The 20,832-nt window shown below is 42.0% G+C and carries 19 protein-coding genes; 5 read left to right on the plus strand and 14 right to left on the minus strand.

The features are described from left to right. Positions 1-603, plus strand: a complete 603-nt coding sequence (lolA1, locus tag SKC35_RS11255; protein ID WP_377979452.1) for an outer membrane lipoprotein periplasmic chaperone LolA1 — start codon at positions 1-3, stop codon at positions 601-603. 72 nt (positions 604-675) lie between these two features. On the opposite strand, the gene purQ is transcribed toward lolA1, so the two are convergent. The 6 genes from purQ to SKC35_RS11285 form a co-directional block, all read right to left on the minus strand. After that, positions 676-1,362 carry a phosphoribosylformylglycinamidine synthase I gene (gene purQ / locus SKC35_RS11260; RefSeq protein WP_377979453.1) on the minus strand — a complete coding sequence of 229 codons (687 nt, stop codon included), beginning with the start codon at positions 1,360-1,362 and terminating at the stop codon, positions 676-678. 68 nt (positions 1,363-1,430) lie between these two features. After that, positions 1,431-1,913 (minus strand): hypothetical protein, encoded by a 483-nt coding sequence (locus SKC35_RS11265; RefSeq protein WP_377979454.1) that lies wholly within the window; start codon positions 1,911-1,913, stop codon positions 1,431-1,433. A 10-nt stretch (positions 1,914-1,923) separates the two neighbouring features. Next, complete coding sequence (locus SKC35_RS11270; protein ID WP_377979455.1) at positions 1,924-2,892, minus strand: hypothetical protein; 969 nt, start codon at positions 2,890-2,892, stop codon at positions 1,924-1,926. Between the two features lie 158 nt (positions 2,893-3,050). After that, complete coding sequence (ahcY, locus tag SKC35_RS11275; protein WP_377979456.1) at positions 3,051-4,367, minus strand: adenosylhomocysteinase; 1,317 nt, start codon at positions 4,365-4,367, stop codon at positions 3,051-3,053. Positions 4,368-4,419: 52 nt separating this feature from the next. Beyond that, positions 4,420-5,718 (minus strand): UDP-N-acetylmuramoyl-tripeptide--D-alanyl-D-alanine ligase, encoded by a 1,299-nt coding sequence (locus SKC35_RS11280; RefSeq protein ID WP_377979457.1) that lies wholly within the window; start codon positions 5,716-5,718, stop codon positions 4,420-4,422. A 30-nt stretch (positions 5,719-5,748) separates the two neighbouring features. Then, positions 5,749-6,681, minus strand: a complete 933-nt coding sequence (locus tag SKC35_RS11285; RefSeq protein WP_130923062.1) for a sulfite exporter TauE/SafE family protein — start codon at positions 6,679-6,681, stop codon at positions 5,749-5,751. Between the two features lie 118 nt (positions 6,682-6,799). On the opposite strand from SKC35_RS11285, the gene leuS reads away from it, so the two are divergent. Next, on the plus strand, positions 6,800-9,616 hold the full coding sequence (gene leuS, locus SKC35_RS11290; RefSeq protein WP_377979458.1) for a leucine--tRNA ligase: 2,817 nt from the start codon (positions 6,800-6,802) through the stop codon (positions 9,614-9,616). Positions 9,617-9,646: 30 nt separating this feature from the next. Here leuS and SKC35_RS11295 read toward each other — a convergent pair whose 3' ends face one another. Genes SKC35_RS11295 through SKC35_RS11325 form a run of 7 tightly spaced genes read right to left on the minus strand, consistent with a single transcriptional unit; the run spans position 9,647 to position 16,326 of the window. Further along, positions 9,647-10,006: a hypothetical protein gene (locus SKC35_RS11295; protein WP_377979459.1), complete on the minus strand. Its 360-nt coding sequence runs from the start codon at positions 10,004-10,006 to the stop codon at positions 9,647-9,649. Position 10,007: 1 nt separating this feature from the next. After that, the gene (locus SKC35_RS11300) at positions 10,008-11,369 is read right to left on the minus strand and encodes an alkaline phosphatase family protein (RefSeq protein WP_377979471.1); all 1,362 of its coding nucleotides are present in this window, start codon (positions 11,367-11,369) and stop codon (positions 10,008-10,010) included. Then, a complete protein-coding gene (gene eboE, locus SKC35_RS11305; RefSeq protein WP_377979460.1) occupies positions 11,369-12,523 on the minus strand; it encodes a metabolite traffic protein EboE in 1,155 nt (384 codons plus the stop codon). The genes SKC35_RS11300 and eboE overlap by 1 nt, the downstream gene beginning before the upstream one ends. Position 12,524: 1 nt before the next feature. After that, positions 12,525-13,670 (minus strand): 3-dehydroquinate synthase, encoded by a 1,146-nt coding sequence (locus tag SKC35_RS11310; RefSeq protein WP_377979461.1) that lies wholly within the window; start codon positions 13,668-13,670, stop codon positions 12,525-12,527. Between the two features lie 4 nt (positions 13,671-13,674). Beyond that, positions 13,675-14,550, minus strand: a complete 876-nt coding sequence (gene eboC / locus SKC35_RS11315; protein WP_377979462.1) for a UbiA-like protein EboC — start codon at positions 14,548-14,550, stop codon at positions 13,675-13,677. Further along, positions 14,550-15,569, minus strand: coding sequence for a TatD family hydrolase (locus tag SKC35_RS11320; RefSeq protein ID WP_377979463.1), 1,020 nt, complete (start codon positions 15,567-15,569; stop codon positions 14,550-14,552). The genes eboC and SKC35_RS11320 overlap by 1 nt, the downstream gene beginning before the upstream one ends. Position 15,570: 1 nt before the next feature. Beyond that, positions 15,571-16,326 (minus strand): EboA domain-containing protein, encoded by a 756-nt coding sequence (locus SKC35_RS11325; RefSeq protein ID WP_377979464.1) that lies wholly within the window; start codon positions 16,324-16,326, stop codon positions 15,571-15,573. 119 nt (positions 16,327-16,445) lie between these two features. Between SKC35_RS11325 and SKC35_RS11330 the strand changes: the two genes are divergently transcribed. The 3 genes from SKC35_RS11330 (at position 16,446) to SKC35_RS11340 (ending at position 19,185) form a co-directional block, all read left to right on the plus strand. Next, positions 16,446-18,293, plus strand: coding sequence for a YgiQ family radical SAM protein (locus SKC35_RS11330; RefSeq protein WP_130923070.1), 1,848 nt, complete (start codon positions 16,446-16,448; stop codon positions 18,291-18,293). A gap of 37 nt (positions 18,294-18,330) precedes the next feature. Then, complete coding sequence (locus tag SKC35_RS11335; protein WP_130895301.1) at positions 18,331-18,558, plus strand: zinc ribbon domain-containing protein YjdM; 228 nt, start codon at positions 18,331-18,333, stop codon at positions 18,556-18,558. A gap of 84 nt (positions 18,559-18,642) precedes the next feature. Next, a complete protein-coding gene (locus tag SKC35_RS11340) occupies positions 18,643-19,185 on the plus strand; it encodes a hypothetical protein (RefSeq protein ID WP_377979465.1) in 543 nt (180 codons plus the stop codon). Positions 19,186-19,245: 60 nt separating this feature from the next. Here the strand turns inward: SKC35_RS11340 and SKC35_RS11345 are convergent, their stop codons facing one another. Continuing rightward, the gene (locus SKC35_RS11345; RefSeq protein ID WP_377979466.1) at positions 19,246-20,508 is read right to left on the minus strand and encodes a DNA recombination protein RmuC; all 1,263 of its coding nucleotides are present in this window, start codon (positions 20,506-20,508) and stop codon (positions 19,246-19,248) included. Positions 20,509-20,832 lie beyond the last annotated feature (324 nt).

The raw sequence follows: 20,832 nt of genomic DNA on the forward strand, positions 1-20,832 counted from the left end.
ATGAAAAAAGGACTATTATTACTATGCTTGAGTTTAAGCGTATTTGCTCAGTCGAATAAGGCGGTAAGCCTGATTGATGGAATGCAGAAGAAATACAAGGCGATGGGCTCATTCTCCGCAAACTTTACTTACCAAACGGAAGGAGCAGCCACGATGTCTGGATCCATCACTGTGAAGGGGACAAAGTTTCGTTTAAAGACTGCAGGTCAGGAGATCTTTAATAATGGGAAAGAAGTAGCTACCTACATCAAAGAAATCAATGAGGTAAACATCTCTAGCTTTGATCCTTCGGAAGGAGACTTGAATCCGGCTAAAATTTATTCCTTCGATAAGAAGGCCTATAAGATCTCTTTAAAAGGCGAATCAGCTGGCGTTTCGACGGTTGAGTTAGCTCCTGTAGCAAAAGGCACCCAAGTGAAGAGTATCGCCCTTAAAATCTCAAATGTAGATCTTACTGTGAGTGAGTGGACAATCGTAAACAAGGCGGGAAAGAAGCAACACTTCAAAGTGGCTAAGTTAAACCCGAAAGCAAACGCTGACGATAAATTCTTCAGCTTTGACAAGAAAGCCTTTCCAGGCGTAGAAGTGAACGATTTGCGTTAATCTATTTACCATATAGCACATAAAAAAAAGGCCTCTCGAAAGAAAGGCCTTTTTTATGTGTCATGAATAAGATTAAACAGTCTGCAATATCAATTGCTTCATAATCTCTAATCCGTCTGTATTATTCAAATCTGGATCTGCAGCTCTTTCCGGGTGAGGCATCATTCCAAATACATTTCTTCCTTCGTTACAGATACCTGCGATGTTTAAAAGACTACCATTCGGGTTTGACTCTTCAGTTACTTCGCCATTCTCGTCGCAGTAGTAGAACAAGATTTGGTCATTTGCTTTCAAAGAGGCCAACGTCTTCTCATCTGTAAAGTAACGTCCCTCTGCGTGCGCGATAGGTATTTTGTAGGCTTTATTCGTATCTAATTCTTGTGTTAACAAAGAATTGTTCGTAGCTGCTTTTAAAAAGATATTCTTAGAAATGAATTTCTGAGAATTGTTTCTTAATAATACACCAGGCAATAAATGCGCCTCAACCAATACTTGGAAACCATTGCAAATTCCCATTAAATAACCGCCATTTTTTGCGTGCTCGATAACGTGCTCCATAATAGGGGAGAAACGTGCAATAGCACCAGAACGCAAGTAATCTCCGTAAGAGAAACCACCTGGTACGATGATGAAATCACAGTTTTGTAGATCAGTCTCTTTGTGCCAAAGTTTAACAGCTTCATAGCCTAAACTTTGAATGACTCCGACGGTATCGTCGTCACAATTGGATCCTGGGAATACTACTACGCCAAATTTCATATCTTCTTTGCTATTATTTTGTGCAAAAATACGGTTTTTGAATGAAAAATGCAGACCCTTCGGGGCATTTATTTTAGCCAAAATCCGAGTCTTAATCCTGCTTTGGTTTCAAAACCATTTTGCCCAATCCCCGCATTTAACGAAAGGTCAAGATGGAAATGGCTGTTGTAGTTTCGTTGAATACCCCAAACACCTCCAGCGTACATATTGGTTGCCTCTTCCCCTTTCTTAAAAACAAAAGAAGGCTCCGCAAATAATCCGATGTAGTTTCCAGAATAATTTGTGGAGAGACGTCCTTCGTCTCTCCGTTTTTCTAGGTTATAATAGTGCCGGTATTCTCCTCTCATCATAAACAATTTTGACTGTAAACCATTTGTGCTGCCATATCCGATGGAGTTTCCTATAGATAATTTAATCGAGTTATTTTCTTGTATGCTCTTTTCTAAGCCGATGGAAGGCGATAAAATAGAGATGGAATACAAAGGCTTGGTTTCTTGCGCACTCAGTTGAAGTACGACAAAAAGCAGAAACATGGTGATCGGGTATTTCATAAGAATGAGTTTAAAAATTTAATGAATAAGTAAGGCCATTTCGTCCACGGCAGATGGCTGTTCCTACATTCGTTGCCCAATTTAAAGGGACATAATTGAAGGTTTCATCGATGACCGTTTCGATTTTATAATCGTCTTGGGTAGTTGCTGAATAGTGTTTAGAAAAAGGAGTATAATATTCGAGGAAGTTAATATCACCTTCCATAGACATCGCCGCACTACTATTTCCCCAATAGTAGGTGAACCAAAAGCGTTGACGCCACTCGTGTTTCACTCGTACTGCTAATTTGCGGTAGAAGCCTAAATCGAGCATATATACTTCCGCCGTAAATCTGCAGGTGCCCTGCCCAGGGTTTTCATAGGTGACGGAATTGCTTTCAGTACGATTAAGCATTTTACTAGTTGTAATTTTGATGGCAGTTGCCGGCTGACTTTGATAAACCGTGGCTTGAGTCACTTTCTCAGGGGAGGCGAGGAAAGTCGCTTTGTTCCGTTCGAAGTCAACAATTCTGATCTGAAAGACTTTGGATGGATTGACCTGGTAGACGAGCTCACCTATTTGTATCAGCCCATCTTTGTTTATCAACCGGCTTAAAATGGGGTCATCCACGATGGGCTGAAGTGATTTATCATCGCCATCACCCACGAGTTTTAGCATGTGTTCAAAACCAGTTAGGTCGCCGGTTTCTGCTAATTGTGTCAAGGTCAATGAATCTAATTTGCGTAATTCAGTACTTTGTGATTCTAAAAATTGGATGTCGCGCAAAATGCTAGGGTCGGTGGGATTCTTTTGGAATTTTTCGACATAGGCTTGGAAAGCGGCTTGATCTTGGAAGGCCAGGAACCCATTCGCATTCAATAAGGTTTGAGTCGTGTTTACGGGGAGGATGGAAGCGGCCGGATCTTTGGAGCAAGAAGTGGAAAATAAAGTGCAGGCAAATAGGATTGCCACGACATAAGTCGTGTAGTGATTTTTCATTGTATTAGTGGTTAAATGTGAGTACTGGGATAAAGGTAGACTAATCTTTGAGAGTTCGGTACTCGCCTATTGAGATTACCAAGAAACTGATAATGAGGAAAACAAAAAGGCCGCGACTCGTAGAGTCGCGGCCTTTAAAAACCTAACAGGATTAAATCCTAGTATCTGTAGTGCTCTGGCTTGTATGGCCCTGCTTGAGGTACACCAATGTAATCCGCCTGCTCTTTCTCTAGCTTCTCTAATTTAGCCCCAATGTGCGCTAAGTGTAAGAACGCTACTTTCTCATCTAAGTGCTTAGGAAGAATGTAAACTTTGTTTTCGTAGCTTGCTGAGTTAGCCCAAAGCTCTAATTGAGCTAATGTTTGGTTGCAGAATGAGTTCGACATCACGAATGATGGGTGACCCATCGCACAACCTAAGTTCACTAAACGACCTTCTGCTAAAACGATTACGTTTTTGCCATCGATTGTGTACATATCAACTTGTGGTTTGATTTGATCTTTCGATGCACCGTAGTTGTTGTTCAACCACTCCATATCGATTTCGTTATCGAAGTGACCGATGTTACAAACGATTGCTTTGTCTTTCATCGCTTTGAAGTGACGATCACGGATGATCTTCACGTTACCAGTCGCTGTTACAAAGATGTTTGCGCGTGTTGCTGCTTCGTCCATTGGAACTACTTCGTAACCATCCATCGCTGCTTGTAAAGCACAAATTGGATCGATTTCCGTTACTAATACACGGCAACCAGCACCACGTAATGAATCAGCAGAACCTTTACCTACGTCACCGTAACCAGCTACTACCGCTACTTTACCCGCTAACATTAAGTCAGTCGCACGGCGAATCGCATCTACTAATGACTCTTTGCAACCGTATTTGTTATCAAATTTAGACTTCGTTACCGAGTCATTCACGTTGATCGCTGGCAAGAATAATGTGCCATTCTTCATACGCTCATATAAACGGTGAACACCTGTCGTTGTTTCTTCTGATAAGCCTTTGATGCCTTCGATTAACTCCGGATAGTCATCAAAAACCATATTAGTCAAATCACCACCATCATCTAAAATCATATTTAATGGTTGACGATCTTCTCCAAAGAATAATGTCTGCTCAATACACCAGTTGAATTCTTCTTCGTTCATACCTTTCCAAGCATAAACAGGAATTCCCGCTGCTGCGATAGCTGCTGCTGCGTGATCTTGTGTAGAGAAAATGTTACAAGATGACCATGTAACGTCAGCTCCTAAAGCGGTTAATGTTTCGATTAATACCGCTGTTTGGATCGTCATGTGAAGACAACCAGCGATACGCGCACCTTTCAATGGTTGTGCTGCACCAAATTCCGCACGCAATGCCATCAAACCTGGCATTTCTGCTTCTGCTAATTGAATTTCTTTACGACCCCAGTCTGCTAATGCAATGTCTTTTACTTTAAATGGTACATATGTACCCGATTGTGATGCCATTGTGTGTATTTTTGAAAGATGAATTTCTTAATAAAGTGCAAATTTAATGCAATTATTTGGAATTTTCTAAAAATGCCAAAACACTTTCTAGTTGAATTCCTCGGGAACCTTTAACTAAAAGAAAACTGTCCTGAATCGGATGATCTTGTAGCCAAGTATGCAAGCCAAATTTGTCCGGGAAATAATAAGCCGAAGGCAAATGAATTAGTGCGTGTTGCATGTGCTGTCCCACTAAAAGTACTTTTTCAAAGGATAATCCCGCAAGGAGCTTACCCAGTGCCGCGTGTTCTTCAGCCGAGGATTCTCCTAATTCAAACATATCTCCTAAAATGACAAGCTTGGGATTTCCTTCCGTTTCAGCAAAATGTGAAATAGCGGCTGACATCGACGAAGGATTGGCATTATAAGCGTCCATCAAAACTTGGTTTGATCCTATTTTGATGAATTGAGAACGATGATTATTCGGGATATACGTGCTAATACCTGTATTGCATTGCTCATCGCTTAGGGAAAAGAATTTGCCCACCGCAATGGCTAGTTGAATATTTTCAAAATTATAGATGCCCGGTAAATGAGAATCAATGATTTCACCTGAGGTTAGGGCATAGCGTACCATCGGTTTTGCCTCTACGAGGGTAGTGGGCATGGCTTCGTTTGAGTACACGGCATTTTGCATTCCTCGTTCGCTAAACATTTCCTGTATAACTCCGGATTGCTGAGGTAAAAAGGTGACACCTTTAGAAGCTTGTAAAAAGTCGAAAAGTTCTCCTTTTCCTTTACGCACACCTTCTATTCCTCCAAAACCTTCTAAATGGGCTTTGCCTATATTAGTAATCAAACCATGAGTAGGCTGCGCGATATCAACGAGTTCTTTGATATCACCTTGTTTGTTCGCTCCCATTTCGATCACCGCGATTTTGTGCTCTTTTTTAATAGATAAGACAGAAAGAGGGACACCGATGTGGTTGTTCAAGTTGCCAGTGGTGGCAAAACAATGGTATTTTTGGGATAAAACCGAAAAGATTAATTCTTTCGTAGTGGTCTTTCCGTTCGAACCGGTCAAGCCCACAATGGGTATTGTTAAGGTCTGACGGTAGGCGGTTGCCAAAGCTTGCAAGGCTAACAAGCCATCTTCTACTAGTAAGGTGCGTTCTCCTGCTAAGTAATCCGCATCATCAATGATGGCATATTGAGCACCTTTTTCTAGTGCTTCCGCTGCCATGGCGTTTGCATTGAAATTAGGTCCTTTTAAGGCAAAAAATAAATTTCCTGCTTGGATTTTTCGGGTATCGGTAGATACGCCAGTGGAGGATAAAAACTTTTCTAGAAGCGTTTGTGTGTTAACAATCATTAGCCTGTTGTGACAATTGACTGCAAATATCTACAAAAATTTTGGAACCCCTAAGATAATCTGACGCAGACTGACGATGATAATGACGATTCCCACGAGAATCATCATGGATTTTACTGGTAATTTATTGGCTAATCGGGCCGCAATCGGAGCCGCAATGACACCACCTAAAATTAAACCGATGATGACATGTAAATATCCTAGACCGATAACAGCAAAAAAGGTTAGCGATGAAGCAAGTGAAACGAAGAACTCCGTCAAGTTCACACTGCCAATCGTATACTTCGGATGACGCCCCGAGGCAATCAGGGTAGAGGAAACAATTGGTCCCCAGCCACCACCACCTATGGAATCTAAATAGCCACCAAAGAGTGCTAACCAGCCAACTCTTTTTAATTGACGTTTTTCTTGGCGTTTGATGAGGGCCTTGCGAATGATAATGGCACCTAGGAATAACGTGTATACAGAAACGATAGGTTTGATGTACCCAGCATAATCCTCTAAACTCGATAAGACATAGGCTCCTAAAATAGCTCCAATCACACCTGGAATCACGAGTGTCTTAAATAATTTGGAATTCACATTGCCAAACTTCAAGTGCATGTAGCCTGAAACACCGGATGTAAACACTTCCGAAGCGTGAACGCTCGCAGAAGCCGCAGCAGGGGTGATGCCCACAGATAATAAAAAGGTTGTTGCTGTTACGCCATAAGCCATTCCCAAAGCACCATCAATCATTTGGGCAATAAATCCTCCTAAAACGTAATATAAAATGGATGAATCGACCGTATTGAACACAGCGATTACCTTTTCTGCCGTAAGGTAGGTAAACAAAAGATGTCCTACAATCATCAATGCCAGCGCATTACTAATGTGAATAATCACTTCAGTGATGCTTCGATCACGCATCCAGATGGTTTGGATGGCATTAAAAATACTCGGAAAATTTCTTTTAGGAGGCATAGATTTTTTAATTCCCTACAAAGCTAATAGACTTTACTTAATCTACCAACAAAGTAGAGTAAATATTTTTTCATAAAAAAGCCGTAATTTGCATCTCCTTTTACAATAAAAACATTTTATGCGTACAGAGTATCAGTTTAGAGAGATCGAGAAAGCTTGGCAATCGTTTTGGGAAGCCAATAAAACATTCCAGGCTCAGGTAAATCCAGCAAAGCCCAAATATTATGTCTTAGACATGTTCCCATATCCATCGGGAGCTGGATTACACGTGGGTCACCCGCTGGGGTATATTGCCTCTGATATTATGGCGCGCTACAAGCGTTTACAGGGTTATGAGGTGTTGCACCCGATGGGTTTTGACTCTTTTGGCCTTCCTGCAGAGCAATATGCGATCCAAACAGGACAGCATCCCGCTATCACCACAGAACAGAATATCGCTCGTTACATCGAGCAATTGAAGAATATGGGATTCTCTTTCGATTGGTCGAGAGAGGTCAGAACATCTGATGCGTCTTATTACAAGTGGACTCAGTGGATTTTTATGCAATTATTCAATTCTTGGTATAACCAGGATTCGGATAAAGCAGAGTCAATTGAAACCTTGAAGACTATTTTAGGGGCCAAAGGTTCTATCGGATTAAAAGCCGTATGCGATGAAGAAGTTTTACGAATCACCGCTGAGCAATGGAATGCGATGTCTGCGGACGAGCAATATGCGTATTTATTGAGCTTCCGTTTAGCTTATTTGGATGATTCAGTCGTAAACTGGTGTCCGCAATTAGGGACGGTTTTAGCAAATGATGAGGTCAAAGACGGCGTTTCAGAGCGTGGTGGTTACCCAGTGGAGCAGAAGAAAATGCGCCAATGGTCAATGCGCATCACGGCCTATGCCGATCGCTTATTGCGTGGTTTGGACGAGGTGGATTGGGCTGATTCTTTGAAAGAGCAGCAACGCAATTGGATTGGAAAATCGATCGGAACGGATGTGGAATTTGTCATTGAAAACGTTTCGGATAAGAAGATTAAAGTATTCACTACGCGTGTGGACACCATTTATGGGGTTTCCTTCATGGTGTTAGCGCCAGAGCACGAGTGGGTTTCAGAATTAACGACACCAGCTCAGAAAGAAGCGGTGGAGGAATATGTGAATTGGGCCAAAACCCGTTCAGAATTGGACCGCGTCTCCGAAGTAAAAACCGTTTCAGGAGTTTTCACAGGAACCTATGTGATCAACCCAGTGAACCAAGAACGCGTTCCTTTATTCCTAGCTGACTATGTGTTAGCCGGTTATGGAACGGGTGCTGTAATGGGCGTACCATCGGGAGATCAGCGTGATTGGAACTTTGCGAAACATTTTGATTTGCCTATTCCAGCCATTTTAGATGCCCAAAAAGACATCGAAGAGCAAGCAGATAATACGAAAGAGGGGAAATACATTAATTCAGGAATGATTAATGGAATGGGCTACAAGGAAGCTACAAATACCTTAATCGCTTGGTTAGAGGAGAACGGAATCGGAAAAGGGAAGGTTCAATATAGAATGCGGAATGCGGTATTTAGCCGTCAACGTTATTGGGGAGAACCTGTTCCCGTGTATTTCAAACCAACGGCCTCAGGCGATTTATTGCCTTATTTGATCGAAGAGTCTGAATTACCTTTGGAACTACCTAAAATTGATAAATACCTTCCAACTGAGACGGGTGAACCTCCATTAGGCCGCGCCGCAGCAGATTGGAAGTACAAAGGACAATACGATTACGAATGGTCGACGATGCCAGGATGGGCAGGTTCCTCATGGTATTGGTACCGTTATATGGATGCCACGAATTCAGGTGAATTCGCTTCGAAAGAGGCGATTAACTACTGGAAAGCGGTGGATTTATATATTGGAGGATCTGAGCATGCGACGGGTCACTTGTTGTATTCTCGTTTTTGGAACAAATTCTTGAAAGATTTAGGCTATGTGCCGGAAGAGGAATTTGCGAAGAAATTAATCAACCAAGGGATGATTCAAGGTCGTTCGAACTTCGTTTATCGCTTAAAGGATTCAGCCAAAGTCACTTTTGTCTCTCACGGTTTGAAAGATCAATACGATGTGGCTGCGCTGCACGTGGATGTGAATATCGTGGAAAACGACGTATTAGATCTAGATGCATTTAAAAAATCACGCAATGATGTGCCGGCTGATGCGGAGTTTATTTTAGAGGACGGTAAATATGTGTGCGGTTGGGAAGTGGAGAAGATGTCGAAGTCGAAGTTTAACGTCGTTAATCCGGATGATTTAATTGCCAAATACGGCGCAGACACCCTTCGTGTCTACGAGATGTTCCTTGGACCTTTAGAGCAATTTAAGCCTTGGAATACGAACAGTATTTCAGGGTCTCATAATTTCTTGCGGAAGGTTTGGCGTTTATTCTTTGATGACAACACGAACACTTCGAAACTAGTGGACGCTCCTGCGACTCCAGAAGAATTGAAAGTATTGCATACGGCGATTCGTAAAGTGCAAGATGATTTAGATCGCTTCTCGTTCAATACGGTGGTTTCTACTTTGATGATTTGCGTGAATGATTTGGGGGCCTTAAAATGCCATAAGAAATCAGTATTACGCGAATTAGTGATCTTGCTGTCTCCTTACGCTCCGCACATTGCAGAAGAATTGTGGGCCGCTTTAGGCGAGCAGGAGGGAAGTATATCCTATGCTTCATTCCCTGCATTCAACGCTGCTTTTTTAGAGGAAAATGATTTCAATTACCCGATTTCATTCAATGGAAAAGTGAAGTTGACGCTTGCTTTCCCTGTTACGGCAACGCCAGCGGAAATTGAAGCGGCGGTTTTAGCGAATGAACAAGTAACAAAACATTTAGAGGGCAAGACACCATCGAAAGTGATTGTCGTTCCGAAACGGATTGTGAATATCGTTTTAGGTAAATAAAAAAAGCTCCTCAATTTGAGGAGCTTTTTTTTATTCTCTTGGAGGTCCGCCTTGACGCATTTGGCTTTGCATCGTTTTGTATTTCTCTAGTTGTTCTGGCGTTAAGATGGCTTTGAACTGCTCTGCTTGCGCATCGTTTGCTTTCTTCATTTCGGCCATCATTTCTTCTCTTTCCATTCCTTGCTCGCGTAATTCCATCATCTTTTTCATTCGAGCTTCGATGAGCGGTTCTACTTTGGCAACTTGATCTTTCGATAAACTTAATTCTGTTGTCATGCGCTCAACTTGACGTTGAATCATCGCTTGCGGATCCATTCCTTGTGCATGGATGCTTGTACTGAATGCCATCATGGCTACCACAAAGGCAAAAATGGTGCTGATCTTTTTCATATTAATTAGGGAAAATTGTTTCCCAAATATATTGATATACTTGGGTTGGTGGTATCTGCTTGTCGATATTTTGCGACGAAATAAAAACAGGGTAATAGGCCTCATCGCAGAAAGGACTACCGTGAGAGCCTTTTACTAAGCTCGCATCGAGCGGAATTACGTCCATTCGGTAACGGAAACCTAAGAGCTTACGCGCTAATTTATAGGCCGCTCTGAGCTTTATGAAGGGATTTTTAGGATCCATGAACATTTCCACAGGGTCGTAACCTGGTTTCTTGAAGATGTCTACGCAGCGAGCGAAGTCAGGCGCCTTCGCGTCGTCTAGCCAATAATAATAGGTAAACCACTTGTCAGAATCTGCGACCAAAACTAGATCTCCACAACGCTCGTGTGCAATCTGGAAGTCTTCGAGTTCTTTTCCACTGAGGATTTTGGCGATGCCCGGTACCTTTTCGAAAAGGGCTCTGATTTCGGATGGGTTCTTGCAGTAAATGTGCGCAATTTGGTGATCAGAAACGGCGAAAGCTTCGCTTGCACCCGGATCCAATAATTCCAAACCTTGCTCTTCTCGAATGGCGATTTTACCCGCCTCGCGCAACACACGATTCAAATGAATCGGAGTATTGACATCGTTGATTCCGTATTCGGATAACAAGATGATCTCGGTATTTTTGGCCTCAAAATGAGTAATTAACTGCTCTAAAACCTGATCTATTTCTCTTAACTCTTTTGCAATGGCTGGTAAATCTACTCCAAACTTCTGGAGACAATAGTCTAAATGCGGCAGGTAAATCAAGTTCAGCGTAGGATCGTACTTTTCATCTACATAGATGGACGCATCCGCAATCCATTGGGTGGATTTAATATTCGCATTCGGACCCCAAAAATTAAACAAAGGGAATGTACCCAGTTTAGCCTGTAATTCATCTCGTAGTGTGGCAGGAAACGAATAGCAATCAGGCGCCTTCACTCCATCCGAATGGTATTGGGGACGGGGAGTTACCGAATAATCCGCAGACGAATACATGTTGTACCACCAGAACATTTTGGCGCAAGTGAAATTCGAATCTTTCCTCTTCGCTGCCTCCCAGATCTTTTCTGCCCCCACTAAGGGATTCGACTGTTTCCAAAACTTCACTTCCGAATCCGTTTTGTCATACCAGCCATTTCCTACAATTCCGTGTTCTGATGGACTTTTACCTGTCAAATACACCGATTGTGAGGTGGTTGTTACCGCTGGAAAGGGAGGTTGTATTTTTTGAATCTGCTTCTTCTGAATATAGGCATACAAAAAGGGGGTATACTCCGCGGAAATAACACTTTCGCTGAGCCCCACCACGTCGATAACGGCAGTCTTTTTCATCATCCTAATAAGTCTGTGATGGTTTTAATTTCGCGGCTAATGGATTCAGCCATCGGTACTTGGAAGGCAGGAGGTAATACGCCCCAGGTATAAGTTTCGATTTCCAAATGATTCGTAAACGGGCTAGCCTTTTGGATAGCGAGCGTTTCTCGGATTTCTTTTTGAGTGGATCCTAATAAACCATAGGTTTCTAAAAAGAGGGGCACGTGGAAATGCACCCGCCATTCATCGTATGTATTAGGCTTATAGGCCGCAAAGGCCTCATCTAGATCTTTGAATTCTTGATACGAACCATCTTTGCGCAAGGCTTTGACCTGATGCAAATAAACGGGTTCCTGGTATTTCTGTAATTCTGCGATCTTTTCTACTTCCTGTTCTCTTAAATCGACGCGTAGGGCAGAGCTGATTTGAATCTTTCCCACAGGGATATTTTTGGCTTTCAACTCCTGAATACTCGCCTCAGGCGCATCAAAGCTCACTCCATAATGGCAGATGTCAAAGCACAATTGAATGTGTTTTCGAATTAAATCTGGATTTCCTGCTGGCAATAATACCTGCTCGTACCATTCCACAAAATCACCGTGATTGCTCAATAAGCCATCCGGCTCCGGTTCAATATCGATGTGGATTGTTTTACCCGTGTTTTTCTCGATTTCAGCTAATACATCGACTACTTCCAATAGATGTTGTGTCGATGTTCGCATCGCTTGGCTGCGTTCTTCTGCTGTATTCCACCAGTATTTGTAGGACAGGGGAGAAGTAGAAATACCTCCCTCTTTTTCTGTTAATAGCTGTGCTAAAATATATGCTAATCGAATCGTATAATCCCTTCGATCCGTTGTTGTCCAATCTGGTGCGTGTACCTGATCTTTTACAATGGTGTTGTGAAACCCTCCGTAAGGGAATCCATTTAAGGTAAAAACATAGAGATTCTGCTCAGTCAGCCACGATTGTAAGGCCATTAATGCTGCAGGATCTTGCAAATCAATACTTGCTTGATTCGCAAATCGCAGACCCAAACCCATCGGATGTTCCGGAGAAACCTGTGCCTTCACCGCAGGAACGTGCTGTTTTAATTGCGCAAAATGTTCCGTCCAGATCTCTCCGGTATGAATATTGCTGCAATAACTCAGGTGTCCGTAAGGCGTTTTCATATTAGGCGATTTGTTCCAAGTAATCGACTGATTTTTTGATGAGATCGAAATCCATCTCGTGCACTTCCACCCCTTTGCCTACTTTTTCCAGCAAGGTGATGGTTAACTGCCCGCCTAAATGTTCTCTGAACTCATTTAAGCCGTTTGTTAAGTTGATTTTATCGTTTTCTGCCAAAGCAGGATGAAAAATAGCAAAACCCAGTTTTTTCAACAATTCTATGATTCGGTCTACATCCTCTTTCGTCAAATGACCGATCAAATGCGAATAAACGCTATCTAAGGCAATACCAATGGCCACCGCTTCACCGTGACGGATCTTGAAATCGCTTAAGTATTCTAATTTATGTGCTGCCCAGTGGCCAAAATCCAAGGGTCTAGCCGAACCAAGTTCAAATGGATCTCCACTGGCGATATGTTGCATATGTAGCGAAGCGCAACGGTAAATCTGTTCAATCATCACAGACTTGTCTCGCTGGTTCATTGCATCCGCAGTTGATTCTAACCAGGTAAAAAAGCGGAGATCTTTAATCAAGGAAACTTTAACTGCCTCTGCTATACCCGAACGCCAATCTCTTTCACCTAAACTCTCTAAGAACGAATAATCATTAAATACGGCTACAGGAGGTGCGAACGTACCCAGGAAATTCTTCTTGCCTAGGTAATTGACGCTATTTTTAACCCCTACACCCGAATCGTTTTGGGATAATACCGTTGTAGGTATGCGGATGAATTTCACTCCTCTGTGGGAAATAGCTGCGGCATATCCGGCCATATCCAAAAATGCCCCACCACCGATGCAAGCCACAAACGAATGGCGATCGATTCCATGCTCATCTAACGCGCGAATCACTTCTTCGTAAAAGCGAGGGTCGTTTTTACACACTTCTCCGCCAGGAAGTACTAAAATTTCTGGGGCTAAATCAGCGGGAGAATGCTTTTGAAAATAGTGGACAATTTCTGCCGTTAAATCGGTTTGAATATCCGTTATGCCTTTATCTAGTACAAAAAGAATCTTTTTGCGAAAGCTAGGGTTGCCAAAGTTTTGGACAAAATCAGCAAAAACGCGATTTTCTGGCGCAAATAAACGCTCCGTGAAGAATACCTCGTAAGAATAGGGTACCTGAAAATGTTGTTTTAAAGATTGCATAGGTTTACGTAACGGCGAATTTTTTAGCTAAACCCAAAGATACGGGTAATAAGGCTAAAACAAAGAGGGCGACCATCCATTGTCCACTCGATGCTACCCACGCTGCATTCATCAATATAAGCGTTAAAACCCCTGTTTTTACTGTTAATCCAATATTTTTGCCCATCGGATTCTGAATAGCAACGCTTAGTTTTCTGAAAATCAGGATAAAGTGGGCCAAGACAAATACCAAGGCAAATTCTACTTTCTCCGCGAAAAATAATTGTGAAGCGTGTACTATCAGAAACAAAAAGCCAGCGAAATAAAGCGTAATCGCCTTGCCTCCATGAACTTCGCCTCTACTTACTAACGTAATGGCTGCAATGTAAATCAACGGGATAGCGATCACTGGGAAGTGCTCTAAAACCCCTAATTCATACACGCTCATCCCTAAAAGTAAATTGAATGCTCTGCACAAACCCATATTGATAGGGCCAAAAATGCGCATATGCTTCCCTTTCCAATCATAAAAAAGTGCTAAAGCTGTAATGAAAATGGCTACAAATCCACTCAGTCTACTTTGCCAAAAGGCCAAAAATATACCTAGTGCTAATAACAAGATTCCCCCGAAAATGGCCTCTGATCGTTTAATTCGTCCGCTAGGCAATGCTCTTTCAGGTCTTTCAATGCGATCTAATTCGTGGTCAAATACATCATTGAATACCACTCCACCTGCGTATAAACACATGCTGGAAAGGCCAAGGAATAGGGCAGGGTAAAATTGGTAGTCTAATCCACCAAAAACAAAGCCCACAATGGCTAAACCTGCCATAATATCAGACAGTGCCGTGACTACATTCGCAGGCCGAGTAAGCTCAGCAAAAGCTCTAATTTTAGACATTAGCGAATGAAGATTGAGTTTTTATCTACGCGAGGAGCTTGTCCGCCACGCAACACCGTATTGCCATTAAATTTCAAAGATTGATCGATTTCTAATCCGTCAATGAAGTCTTTCTCATTGATTTGTCCGCTTTGCGCGAAAGAATCGAGGGCATTTTGGTAAGTCACTTTTTGGATATCCGCATCAGAAATCCCTTTGATTTTCATCAATGCCGCCGTTTTAGGAATCGCCAAAGGATCAGAAATCCCCCAATCCGCAGCTGAATTCACCATAATGCGTTCCGACCCATATTGCTTCACAATCTCTACCATTCGCTCATTGCCCATCTTCGTAAACGGATATATAGTAAAGGCGGCGTAGAAACCTTGGTCTAAAACCGATTTAACAGTCTCTTCATTATTGTGGTCAATCACCACCATATGGGGCGCTAAACCGTGCTCTAAGGCAATCGCCATACTGCGTTCAGTTCCCTTTTTCTTATCTCGATGAGGTGTATGCACTTGTACAGGCAATCCCATTTCTTTCGCTAGCTCTAATTGAGCTCTGTAGTATTTTTCCTCTGCGGCCGTTTGGTCGTCAAAACCAATTTCACCCACGCCCACAACGCCTTCTTTCTGCAAAAACAAGGGCAGAATTTCCATCACCTCCTCAGCTAACGCTTCATTATTAGCCTCTCTCGAGTTTAAGCCGATCGTGCAATAATGCTTTATGCCAAACTGAGACGATCTAAAACGCTCCCAACCCACTAAACTTGCAAAATAATCCTTAAACGAAGCTAATCCCGTACGCGGTTGTCCCAGCCAAAATGCCGGCTCAATAATTGCCACCACACCTGCATCAGCCAGCGCTTGATAATCATCTGTGGTACGGGAAGTCATATGTACGTGTGGGTCGAAAAACTTCATCCCTTGTGTGTAGGCCGCAAAGCCGCCGTCCACTTCTTGGGCAGTTTGTTTTTCCTCGGTGGATCCTTCGAAATGGGAGGGATTTAATTTATGTTCGTTGGGGTTTTGGCACATATTAATAGGCTGTTTCTTCTTTTTCTAACACCTTCCAGGCTTCTAGAGGGCTATTTTGTAGGACTAATTCGGCGGCTTTTTGATCGTTCAGATCTACGCTTTCTGCTAATCTTTTTAAATCTTGTTCTTTTGTATCTGTCTGGAAGTTTCGGATTAATCGCCAAACTTGCGATGGCACTCGTCTTCCCGCTGCCCATCTTTCGTGTGCAAAGTCTGCCAGGGTATTAGCTAACGCTTGATTCGCACGTTCATCTAGTCCTTCGATTAAATGGATGGGCTTATCGTTGAAAATGCATTTTAAGACTAATTGGTTCCACGCTAATTCGCTGAAATATTGCAAAGGGTAAGGATTGCCAAAAGCAATCGCATCAAATACCGGCCCCATGTTGGATCTAACCGCATCGGTAGCCCGGTGTAACCAGATTTCTGGCGACGGTAAAACGGGCAATGCTCGGTAGAGCGCCACTAATTCATTCATTTCCGCCGTATCAAATAAGGTCTCGATTCTGGATTTTCCATCTTCTTTTTCAGCGAGATGAATTAATAGGTAAACCCGAACGAGCTGATCAAGCGTGCTATTTTGCCAATTCCAACCGGGGATATTGCCCACACGTGTTTTAGCTACTTGGCGTGGTGCCATCACGAAGGCCAAAGACAAACCTTTCGAATCAGTTTTTATTTTATCTGCTATCCAGGCTAGTTCAGTTGGACTGGCCAATGACTGAATAGATTGATATAGAAGTTCGGCGGTATTCAATTTTGAAATAGGTTTAATTCATCACTATGAACGAATTTACTAAAAAAAAGTCAATTCGTTCCTGATTTTTGGCAGGATATTCAATAGGTTAAGCCCCTAAATTCCGTTAATTTTGTTGTATGGAAGAAAGACCGATAACAGACTGGCTGCCCCTCACGAAAAAAGAGGTAGAAAAACGTGGCTGGGATGAACTGGACGTGATTTTAATCTCTGGTGATGCCTATGTGGATCATCCGGCATTTGGTACGGCTGTCATCGGTCGAATCATGGAAAGTGAAGGTTTGAAAGTGGGTATCGTTGCACAGCCAAATTGGAAAGACGATTTACGTGATTTTAAGAAATTAGGTAAGCCCAAATACTTTTTTGGCGTAACTGCAGGATGTATGGATTCCATGGTGAATCATTACACGGCTAACAAGCGCTTACGTTCGAACGATTCCTATACACCTGGTGGTGAAGCTGGTTTTAGACCTGATTATGCAACCACGGTTTACACCAAGATTTTAAAAGAAATTTACCCAGATGTTCCCGTATTAATCGGTGGCATCGAGGCCTCTTTGCGTCGAGTAACGCATTATGATTACTGGGCTGATAAATTATTCCCTTCTATTTTAGTGGATTCTGGAGCCGATATGTTGGTTTACGGAATGGGAGAGCAGCCTTTGCGCGAGATTATGCGTGGGGTGAAAGAAGGTAAGAAATTGGGCGATTTGACTCATATTAATCAAGTAGCATTCTTGCAAAAAACGGCTCCTGCCTGTGATTGGGAAACCGTTGAGTTAGCAAGTCACGAAGTTTGTTTAGAAGATAAAATCAAGTATGCATCCAACTTCAAAATTGTAGAAGTTGAATCCAATAAGTGGCAGGCAAACCGAATTATCCAAAAAGTAGGAGAGGACGTATTAGTCATTAATCCTCCTTTTAAAACGATGGAGGAGGTCGAAATGGATAAATCATTTGATCTGCCTTACACGCGTTTGCCACATCCGAAATACAGAAAGCGTGGACCTATTCCAGCTTTCGAGATGATTAAATTCTCGGTCAATATGCACCGCGGATGTTTTGGCGGATGTAGTTTCTGCACTATTTCAGCCCATCAGGGCAAATTTATTGCGTCTCGTAGTGAGAAATCGATTATGAAAGAGGTCGAGCAAATCACGAAAGCACCTGATTTCAAAGGATATATTTCCGACTTAGGAGGTCCGTCTGCGAATATGTACAGAATGAAGGGGAAAGATGAGGAGATCTGCGCACGTTGTGTTAGCCCTTCTTGTATCCACCCTGTCATTTGTAATAACCTAGATACTTCGCATAAACCTTTGACTGATATTTACCGCAAGGTGGATAAGCATCCTGCCATTAAAAAGGCTTTTGTGGGTTCTGGGGTTCGCTATGATCTCTTGGTAGATGATTTCAATAAGAATAATTCAGATGGTAATCACGACGAATACATGGAGCAATTGATTACGCGCCACGTATCTGGTCGTTTGAAAGTTGCCCCGGAGCATACCTCAGATGCGACTTTACGTATTATGCGTAAGCCTTCGTTCAAGTATTTTCACGCCTTCAAGAAGAAGTATGATGAGATTTCTGCCAAATTTGGCCTAAAACAACCTCTCATTCCGTATTTCATTTCTTCTCACCCTGGTTGTGAAGAAGAAGACATGGCAAATTTAGCGGCGGAAACGAAGGATTTAGGTTTTCACTTAGAACAAGTTCAAGATTTTACGCCTACTCCAATGACAGTGGCGGAAGTGATTTATTATTCTGGCGTGCACCCATACACCTTGCAGCCCGTTAAAACGGCCAAAACAAGGGAAGAAAAGCAGAATCAAAACAAATATTTCTTTTGGTATAAACCAGAATACAAAGATTGGATTCGGAATCGTTTGACACAATTAAAACGACCTGATCTGGCACAGCGCCTTTTAGGATTTAGAAACAATAAAAATGGTTGGAACAAATAATTCTAACCGCATTCAATAACCAAAAAACAACAATACAATGGATGAAAATGAAGAATTAATCGTTCGCGATAGCAATGGAGCTGTTTTGAAAGATGGCGATTCGGTTACCGTAATTAAAGATTTAAAAGTACGTGGATCATCCAGTGTAATCAAGCGCGGAACGATGGTAAAAAACATTCGTTTAACGGACGATGCAGATGAAGTAGAGGGTAAAGTAGAGAAATCGATGATGGTTCTGAGAACGGAGTTTTTGAAGAAGGCATAAGTCAGTTGACAGTGGACAGTTGTCAGTTGATGGTCGTGCAACCTTTTGAACTTCCATTGCATCTTTATCAAAATTTTAAAAGAGATGATGAAATATCGCAATACTTTGATTTTACCAATTGCGTTAGCAAGCGGCTTGTTATTCACCAGTTGTGAATCTAAAAACGATTCGGTTGCTAAATCCACCCCTAAGCCTTTAACTGCTGCAGAGAGTAAATCTGCCTTAAAGAAATGGGAATCAAGTCCTGATGGCGTTCAATTTAAAAATTGGGAGGCATCACCTGAAGGTAAAAAAGTGCATGCGGGTGCGGTGAAAATTAATAAGTTTATTCGTAACAATGCCCCAATGGAAGGTGTTGTAACCTCGCTATCTCTTCCTCAAGGTGCTAGATTGGGTTTTGGAGTAATGGTTAGTATTGATGGTGAAGAATATATTCTTTCAATGGGCCCAGTTTCCAAAGTTGAAATCCAGCAATTGAAAAGCCTAAAGGTAAATGATAAAATTGTCATCAAAAGCCGCGGTGTTTCGAAAGCCCCTAAATATGCCTTTGCCATCGTTTCAGGAGACTATCTTGAAAAAGAGAGTAAAGTGATTTATAAGCGTATTCCTAATAAAGGAGGTTGTTAAACAGATCAGAGATTATAGAGTATAGGTTTTTCTCTCTTCTCTATAATCTCTAATCTAAATTTATTCTTCTTCGATTTCCGGTTCCTCATCTTGAACCAATCCCAGATTCAGCTTTTTAGTTGATTTAATGCCCAATTTATGTAAGTTTTGGGCTCTATTTATAAGGTTTCCTTTTCCGGTACTTAGTTTGTTGATGGCATCACTGTGGGCATCTTCTGCTTTCTTAATGTGCTTTCCTACATCTTCCATATCCTTCGTGAAACCGACAAATTTATCATATAAATCGCCTGCTTGACGTGCAATTTCAATGGCATTTCGAGTTTGGTATTCTGTCTTCCAAACCGACGCAATCGTTCGTAATGTTGCCAGTAGGGTAGAAGGGGAGACTAAGACAATTTTTCGATCCCAAGCATAATTGAATAAGCTGGTATCTTGACTAATAGTTGCCACGAATCCGGATTCAATTGGGATAAAAAGCAAGGTGAAGTCTGGGCTTGTTAGGTCTAATGCCGTGTGGTAATCCTTAGAAGAAAGTTCTTTTATATGGGTCTTTAGCGATTCTATATGTGCTTTTAAGGCCAAATCCTTTTCAATGGTGCCTTCCTCAGCACTCGTATAGCGTTCGTAAGCCACTAGCGATACTTTGCTGTCAATAATTAGATTTTTGTGGTCAGGTAAGAAGATGACAGCATCTGGTTTGATCGTATCATTTTCTTGGTTTTTAGTCACGAATTGAGTCTGGTATTCCATCCCATTTTTCAATCCAGAGCTTTCTAATACTCTCTCCAAAATCATTTCGCCCCAATTCCCTTGTGACTTATTCGATCCCTTCAGGGCATTCGTTAAATCTTCTGTTTTTTGAGTTACCGTTTGATTTAGGCTCGTAAGGTTCTTAATCTGCTCCATGAGCACAGTACTTTGTTCTAAGCTATTTTTTTGACCCAAGTTAACCTTCTCCTCAAATTCACGTAATTTCTCTTTCAGAGGGTTTAAAACATCGTTTAATTTAACTTGCTGTTGATCACTTAGCATCTTTCCTTGTCTCAGGACGGATTCGTTACTGATATCCACTAACATTTTGCGTAGCTTCTCCTCATCAGATTTCTGATTCTCCACCGTCATCTTTAAAGTCTCATTCTGACCTTCTAATTGGGATAATTTTCCAAATAATGTCCGATTTTCAGCCTCTAATGAAGCCACTTTCGTTTGATCTTGACTTGCCTGAGCTAATTGACTTTGTAATAAGGCTAATTTGCCTTGAAATAGGAGGTAGGTTGCACCTGCGCCGGCTACAAGGGCTAGAATGATGTAGAGAATTGTCATGTTGCAAAAGTAAATAATAAAGCACAAAGCATAAAGAATAATACTGATAATCAGTCGACAGTGGGCAGTGGGCAGTCGATAGTCCGAAGGGAGGGAGTCCGGAGGAGATAGTCGTTAGTCGATAGTCAAAGACCAAAGTTCAAAGAGCAAAGAGCAAAGTTCAAAGTGCAAAGTTCAAAGAGCAGAGTGCGGGGGCCAATATTTCATGAGTGGATAAAAAACGAGGCGGCAGCCTCTTTTTTATGCCGTATCTCTACTCTTTGCTCTATACTCTCTACTCTATTCCTTATTTCCTTCGGACTCATTCCCTTCGGACTCATTTTT

Source organism: Aquirufa originis (assembly GCF_042714495.1).
GTDB lineage: Bacteria > Bacteroidota > Bacteroidia > Cytophagales > Spirosomataceae > Aquirufa > Aquirufa originis.